Annotated in this window: 5 protein-coding genes; 1 reads left to right on the top strand and 4 read right to left on the bottom strand. The window is 72.3% G+C overall.

The window, feature by feature from the left end:
- Nucleotides 1–166: 166 nt before the first annotated feature.
- The 3 genes from AB0M20_RS18075 to dxs are packed head-to-tail and all read right to left on the bottom strand — an operon-like array spanning nt 167 to nt 4736.
- Nucleotides 167–1459 (bottom strand): PQQ-binding-like beta-propeller repeat protein, encoded by a 1293-nt coding sequence (locus AB0M20_RS18075; protein ID WP_364299458.1) that lies wholly within the window; start codon nt 1457–1459, stop codon nt 167–169.
- Between the two features lie 3 nt (nt 1460–1462).
- A complete protein-coding gene (locus AB0M20_RS18070) occupies nt 1463–2776 on the bottom strand; it encodes a PQQ-binding-like beta-propeller repeat protein (protein WP_364299456.1) in 1314 nt (437 codons plus the stop codon).
- A 46-nt stretch (nt 2777–2822) separates the two neighbouring features.
- Nucleotides 2823–4736 (bottom strand): 1-deoxy-D-xylulose-5-phosphate synthase, encoded by a 1914-nt coding sequence (gene dxs / locus AB0M20_RS18065; protein ID WP_364299454.1) that lies wholly within the window; start codon nt 4734–4736, stop codon nt 2823–2825.
- Nucleotides 4737–4852: 116 nt separating this feature from the next.
- Between dxs and AB0M20_RS18060 the strand changes: the two genes are divergently transcribed.
- Nucleotides 4853–6259: a cation:dicarboxylase symporter family transporter gene (locus AB0M20_RS18060; protein ID WP_364299452.1), complete on the top strand. Its 1407-nt coding sequence runs from the start codon at nt 4853–4855 to the stop codon at nt 6257–6259.
- Here the strand turns inward: AB0M20_RS18060 and AB0M20_RS18055 are convergent.
- Nucleotides 6256–7473 (bottom strand): class I SAM-dependent RNA methyltransferase, encoded by a 1218-nt coding sequence (locus AB0M20_RS18055; protein WP_364299450.1) that lies wholly within the window; start codon nt 7471–7473, stop codon nt 6256–6258. The two genes, AB0M20_RS18060 and AB0M20_RS18055, sit on opposite strands and share 4 nt — an antisense overlap.
- Between the last annotated feature and the right edge of the window lie 95 nt (nt 7474–7568).

Below are 7568 nucleotides of genomic sequence, written 5' to 3'. Positions count from 1 at the left end.
GCCTGATTCTGCGCTCGCCGGAACGCGAAAGCATTAGCCGCGCGATCAGCGCCCGGCGCCGCCCCGGCCGCGGCCCCGCCGCCTCCCCCACCCCGGCACTGGGTGGGTCGCAGACTAGGGGCCGGGTATGACGTTTTCCGGGCGCCGTCCACAGGGCGCCGCCGTGTCAGCGGTAGGCGAAGAAGTCGATGCCGTTGCCGTTGCGGCAGGACACGATCGGCTCGTTTCCGCGGCAGTCCTGGGACCCGGGGTCGGCCCGGCCCAGCGGCTGCACCGCCCCGTTGCGGGCCACCGCGAACACCCGCGACCCGGCCCCCGCCTCCCAGCGGCTCAGGATCATCCCGTCGCCCTGCACCACCGTCTGCCAATGGGCCAGCGACGTGCGCAGCTCGCCGGTGCGCCGGTCCAGCAGCCGCCACGGCGTCTGCGTCAGAGTGTCGGACTCGAGCACGTCGTCGCCGCTGCCCCGCAGGCTCGCTTTGGGCGCGGCTCGCCACCGGACGGCGCCGGTGGCCTCGTCGAGGACCTCCATACCGTCGTCGGTGGGCCGGCACACCAGGTTCTCGCAGTAGCCGACGTCGGCGTCGTCGTCGGGCAGCCCGCCCGGCGCCTGCCACCGCGGCTCGAGGGTGTGCGCGTCATAGGCCAGCATCCGGTCGCCCTGCCGGACCAGCACCAGGTCGCCGATCGTCCGCCCCCAGGTCAGGCCCTTGACCGGCCGTTCCTGGCGGATCGCCCCGGTGCGCGGGTCGATCAGCGCTATCCGGTCGGACGCGATCATCAGCACGACGCCGCCGGCGGACGTGGTGAAGACCGAGCCGGCCGCGCGAAGGTTCCACAGCTCGCGACCGGTGTTGAGATCGGTGCCGCGCAGATCGGTACGCATCGGCGGCTCGATGTGCGGTATCCCGTCGTCCGACACGTACAGCTCACCGGGGTCGCCGCTGTCCTGGTCATACTCGGTGCCGGGGCGGAACGTCGTCCTACGGGACAGTCCGACACCGTGCATCACCTGTTCGACCGGGCTCGGCGACCGCCAGCGGAGCCGGCCCGACTCCGGGTCGAGCACCGATGCCGTGAAGTCCGACGTCTGTGCCACCAGGGCGTCGCCGGTCACGATCAGCCGGCCGCCGATGTAGATCCGGGCGTCAGCGGTGGCCTGGGCGCCCGGCAGGGTGACGGCCCAGTCCCGCGCCAGCGAGGTCGCCGACACCCGCCAGGCCTGAACCTCGGCGTCGTTCAGGGTGTACACGCGGTCGCCGGCGACGGTCCACCAGCCCTGTCCGTCCAAGGGGATCGTGCCGAGCGGGCGCCACAGCACGGAGACCGCGGGCGCGGCGCCACCGAGGGTGAGCAGGAGCGCGGCCACCGCGGCGAGGGCGGCCCAGCGGTAGCGGTGCGCGGGTAGTTCGGCTGGAGGTTCGGGCGGCGCGTCGAGATCGAGCTCGATCACCGCCACGGGTCACTCCTTCTTCGCGTACGACCAGACGACCAGCTCACCCGTGGTCGACCGGCACACCAGCCGCCCCGGCGCGGACTGACAGTCGCCGGTGCCCGGCGGCAGGTCGGCCAGCGGACGCGGCCCGGGGGTGCCCGGCGCCGCGACGGCGACCATGGTACGTGCGCCGGCCTCGACCTCGCGGGTCACCAGGAGATGGTCGCCGCCCGTCCCGCCGACCAGCCGCCACCCCGACAGCGGCACCAGCACCTTGCCGGTGGCGGGGTCGACGACACCGATGGGATCGGGCGCGCCGGACACCGAGCCGTACGCGATCGTCATCGTGCCGCGCGTCTCCACGCTGCGCCACCTGGGCTGGAACCACCTCTCCACGCCGGTCGCGGGGTCGACGGCGTGGATCCCGTCCGGCGCGATCAGACAGGCCACCGGCGCGCAGTCGTGCACCTCGTACGCCCGCCCGGCCGAGCGCTGCCACACCCGCTGCAGGGTGACCGGGTCGTACGCGGAGATCACCACGCCGTAGCGCCCGAGGTGCCGCAGCAGCACCAGCCCGCCGGACAGCACCGGGTTCTCCGGGCCGTAGTTGGCCGGCGGCAGCTCGGCGACGCCCAGCTGCTCGCCGGTGCTCAGGTCGTGCACGGTCATGGTCCGGTTGTCGTGCACCAGCATCATCCGCGACCCGCTGTCGCCCGGCCCCGGCACGCCCAGCAGCACCGCCGTCCGCGGCACGTCGGCCCGCCACTGCGCCACGCCGGTGAGCGGGTCGAGCGCCTCGATCGGGCCCTGCACCCGCCGGTTGGTGCCGCCGCTGCGGACCGCCGACACCGCCAGCAGCGTCGACGATCCGGGCAGGGTCATCACGGTGCCTTCGTGCTTCCAGTACGTGGTGCCGTCGCCGAGCGACAGCGCGGTCGTCCGCGGTTGGCCCGGCCCGTACGTCCACGGCCGCATCAGGACCAGCCCGGCGGCCGTCCGTATGCGGTACGTGGGCCGGTCCGACTCGGCCTCCCAGCGCAGCTCGCCGGTGTGCAGGTCATAGGCGGCGATCATGCCCTCGGTCTGTGCGAGCAGCTCCTGCCGGTCGGTCAGTGCGTACGAGTCGGCCGGGCCGACCCGCAGGCTGAGCATCGTCGACAGCGCCGGCGGCGGGGGTGCGGCGGACGCGCCGGAGAAGACCAGGACGACGAGTGCCAGCGCGGTCGCGACGAACCATCCGGGCGTGGTCGGCCGGGTCGGCGACTCGTACGTCTCCGGCTCGCCACGCTCCAGGCCCAGGTCGATGATGATGGTGTTGCCACCGAAGGACTCTGCCGCCATACACCCAAGGTAACGGCTCAATAACGAAACCGCTCGCGGCGAGGAGTCAGAGGGACGCGTGCTCTCCCTCGAGATGCGAGATTGTCTCGGTCACCTCGCGGGCCACGTCCTGCGGCGTCAGGCCCAGGCTTGCCAGGATCTCGGCGCGGGTGCCGTGCGGATGGAAGCCGGCCGGCACCCCGAAATCGCGCAGCTGCGTGCTGACACCCGCGTCGCGCAGCATGCTCGCCACCGCGTCACCGACCCCACCGGCGCGTATGCCGTCCTCGACGGTCACCACCAGCCGGTGCTCCCGGGCCAGCGCGGCCAGCTCGATCGGGGCGGGACGGACCCAGCGCGGGTCGGCGACCGTGACCCCGTACCCCTGCTCGGCGATCCGCTCGGCCGCGTCCATGCACAGCGCGCCGAACGCGCCCACCGCGACCAGCAGCACGTCCTTGCGCACGTCCTCGCGCAGCACGTCGACCGGGCCGACCCGGCGCAACGCCGGCAGGTCGGCCGCCACCGAGCCGGTCGGGAAGCGCAGGACGGTCGGCCCGTCCTCCACCGCGACCGCCTCCCGCAGCTCCTCGCGCAGCGTGGCGGCGTCGCGCGGCGCGGCGATCCGCAGGCCGGGCACCACCCCGAAGACACTCATGTCCCAGATGCCGTAGTGACTCGGCCCGTCCGGCCCGGTGATCCCGGCCCGGTCCAGCACGAAGGTCACCGGCAGCCCGTGCATCGCGACGTCCAGCAGAACCTGGTCGAAGGCCCGGTTGAGGAAGGTGGCATAGACCGCGACCACCGGGTGCAGGCCGCCCATCGCGAGGCCCGCCGCCGAGGTGGTGGCGTGCTGCTCGGCGATGCCCACGTCGAAGACCCGCTCGGGGTACTTCTTCGCCAGCGTGGCGATGCCGGTCGGCTCGGCCATGGCGGCGGTGATCCCGACGATGTCGGGCCGCTCGTCGGCGACCGCGACGAGCTCCTCGGCGAAGACGTGTGTCCACTTCACCGCCGGGGCCGCCAGCAGCTTGCCGGTCTCGATGTCGAACGCGCTGCTCGGGCCGTGCAGGCAGTCGGCCTCGTCGTCCTCGGCCGGGCGGTAGCCGTAGCCCTTGCGGGTCACCGCGTGCACGATCACCGGTGCGTTGAAGCCCTTGGCCTTGCGCAGCGCCGACTCCATCGCCTGCTGGTCGTGCCCGTCGACCGGCCCGACGTACTTGAGCCCCAGGTCCTCGAACATCGGCTGCGGGCTCACCGCGTCCTTGATGCCGCGCTTGACCGCGTGCAGCACCTCGTACATCGGCCTGCCGACCATCGGCGTCGAGCCCAGCGCCTCCTTGACCAGGTCCAGCACCTTCTCGTAACCGGGGTTGAGCCGCAGCGTGGAGAGGTGGTCGGCCAGGCCGCCGATGGTCGGCGCGTAGGACCGGCCGTTGTCGTTGACGACGATGACGACCCGGTTGTTGCTCGCCGCGATGTTGTTGAGCGCCTCCCAGCACATGCCCCCGGTGAGCGCGCCGTCGCCGACCACGGCCACCGTGTGCCTGTCCTCGCCGCGCAGCGCGAAGGCCTTGGCGACGCCGTCCGCGTACGACAGCGCGGTGGAGGCGTGGGAATTCTCGATGAGGTCGTGCTCGCTCTCCGCCCGGCTCGGATAGCCGGAGAGGCCCCCGCGCCGGCGGAGCAGGTCGAAGCCGCCCTGCCGCCCGGTGACCATCTTGTGCACGTACGCCTGGTGGCCGGTGTCGAAGAGGATCCGGTCGAGCGGGGAGTCGAAGACCCGGTGCAGGGCCAGCGTCATCTCCACCACGCCGAGGTTCGGGCCGAGGTGACCCCCGGTGCGCGACACCTTGGCCACCAGGAAGTCACGAATCTCCGCCGCGAGCAGCGTCAACTGCTCGGGCGTCAGCCGCTTGAGGTCGGCGGGTGCGGTGATCGAGCCGAGCAGGCCGTACGGAGTGGGGAGGGCTTCGCTCATGACAGCCGAGTGTATCTACGTTCGCGCGGATGGCAGCGATCATGAACGGGCGTACGGGCGCACCTACACACCATCTACACGGTGACCAAGGTCGCAAAGTACGTTAGAAACACTGCATGACCGTCGATACCACCGCCGCACCATCGCAACGGCGCGACCGCAGCCACTTCCTGTACATCGCAGTGCTCGTCGCGATGGCCCTCGGCATCGCGGTCGGCTTCCTCTTCCCCGAGTTCGGCAAGGAGCTGCGGCCGCTCGGCACCGGCTTCGTGAATCTGATCAAGATGATGATCTCGCCGATCATCTTCTGCACGATCGTCCTCGGTGTCGGTTCCATCCGGCGGGCCGCCCAGGTCGGCAAGGTGGGCGGCCTGGCACTGGGCTACTTCCTGCTGATGTCCACCGTGGCCCTGGCGATCGGGCTGGTGGTCGGCAACATCCTCAAGCCCGGTGCCGGCCTCAACCTCAGCACGGAACTGGCCGAGACCGGTCAGGCCCAGGTGAGCGAGGAGGCGAAAAGCACCACCGACTTCGTCCTCGGCATCATTCCGGACACCCTGCTCAGCTCGCTGACCTCCGGCGAGGTGCTACAGGCGCTGCTGGTGGCGCTGCTCGTCGGCTTCGCGGTGCAGGCGCTCGGCGCCCGCGGCGAGCCGGTGGTCCACGCGATCGGCGTGATCCAGCGGCTGATCTTCAAGATCCTCGCGATGATCATGTGGCTCGCCCCGATCGGCGCGTTCGGCGCGATGGCGGCGGTGGTCGGCGCGACCGGCTTCGACGCGCTCAAGAGCCTGGCCGCGATCATGGTCGGCTTCTACGTCACCTGTCTGCTCTTCGTCTTCGTGGTGCTCGGCACGCTGCTGCGGCTGGCCGCCGGCATGTCGGTGTTCAAACTGTTCAGATATCTGGCCCGCGAGTTCCTGCTGATCCTGTCCACCTCGTCGTCGGAGTCCGCGCTGCCCCGGCTGATCGCCAAGATGGGCCATCTCGGCGTGAGCCGCCCGGTGGTGGGCATCGTGGTGCCGACCGGCTACTCGTTCAACCTCGACGGCACCGCCATCTACCTGACCATGGCGTCGCTGTTCATCGCCGACGCGATGGACAACCCACTGAGCATCGGTGAGCAGATCTCCCTGCTGCTCTTCATGATCGTGGCGTCCAAGGGCGCCGCCGGGGTCACCGGCGCCGGCCTGGCCACGCTGGCCGGCGGCCTGCAGAGCCACCGGCCCGACCTGGTGCCGGGCGTCGGCCTGATCGTCGGCATCGACCGGCTGATGTCCGAGGCGCGGGCGCTGACCAACTTCGCCGGCAACGCCATCGCCACGGTGCTGGTCGGCAAGTGGACGAACGAGTACGACCCGGCACAGGCCGACCGCGTCTTCTCCGGCGAGGATCCGTTCGACGAGGTCACGTTCTCCGACGACCCGCACGCCGGTCAGGGCGACGGCGGCGGCGACGGCGGTGACAGCGAGAGCCCGAAGCCGGGTCCCGGCCCCACCGACCGGCCCGCGACGGTCAGCTAGCGCGTCAGCAGGGCCACGCTCTCGACGTGCCGGGTCATCGGGAAGCAGTCGTACGCGCGTATCTCGGTCATCGTCCAGCCGAGCCGCCGGAACGTCCCGATGTCCCGGCCCAGCGCCGCCGGGTCGCACGCCACGTAGGCGACCGCCCGTGGCCCGGCGGCCGCGATCGCCTTGACCACGTCGGCGCCCGCCCCGGCCCTCGGCGGATCCAGCACCACCAGGTCGACCGGGCCGGTGATCCGCCGCTTGCGCAGCGCGGTCTCCACCCGGGCGGCGACCACTTCCACGGTCGGTAGATCCGCGAGATTGCGCCGGGCCGCCGCCACCCCGTCCGGTGCCGACTCGACCACGGTCACCCGCGCCCCGGTCCGCCCGGCCACCGCGGCCGCGAAGAGCCCCGCCCCGCCGTACAGGTCCCAGGCGGTCTCCCCCGGCTTCGGGCCCAGCATGTCGAGCACCGCGCCCACCAGGGTGTCCGCCGCGGCCGGATGCACCTGCCAGAACCCCTCGGCGGGCACGGTCCACTCGCGGCCGGCGGCGAACTCGCGGACCTCGGCCGGGCCGTCGAGCAGCACGCCCGTGGGGCCCGGGTCGTCGGTCGGTGACTGGCTGCCGGCCGTGGGCAGGGCCAGCACGCTGACGTCGCCGCCGGTGGACGCGACGGTCGCGACGCCGCCCGCCTCCGGCCACCGATGGCTCAGCACGTCAAGCTCCTGGATGTGCGGGTGCGCGATCAGGCAGCGGTCGATCGCCACCACCTCGTGCGAGCGGTGCCGCAGCAGGCCCGGCCGGTCGGCGGCGTCCACCGCGTAGCGCACCCGCGACCGCCACCCCAGCAGCCCGCCGGCCAGGCGCTCGACCCGCACGTCCGACTCGACACCGCCGAGCCGCGACAACTGCTCGCGGACGATGGCGGTCTTCCATTCCAGCTGCGCGTGGTCGCTGACATGCTGCAGGTCGCAACCCCCGCAAAGACCGGGCTTCGCGTACGCGCACGGCGGCGTCACCCGGTCGGCCGAGGCCTCATGGATCTCGATCGCGTCGGCGCGCCAATAGCCCTTGTGCATCTCGGTGATCCGCGCGGTGACCCGCTCCCCCGGCAGCGCGTGCCGGACGAACACCACCCGGCCGTGCTCGCCCCCGATGCGCGCCACGCAGTGCCCGCCGTGCGCCGGCGCTCCCACCACGAGCTCGACGGTGTCGCCCTCGACCATCACTGCTGGGTGCCGTCCTTATCGGGCCCGGCGTCGCCGTCCGGCCGCGGGACCGGCTCCGGGACCGGCCTCGAGCGCGGCCCGCGGGCCGGTGC

Source organism: Actinoplanes sp. NPDC051633, assembly GCF_040681735.1.
In the GTDB taxonomy this organism is placed as follows: domain Bacteria; phylum Actinomycetota; class Actinomycetes; order Mycobacteriales; family Micromonosporaceae; genus Actinoplanes.
This window is presented reverse-complemented; position numbering and strand designations above follow the sequence as displayed.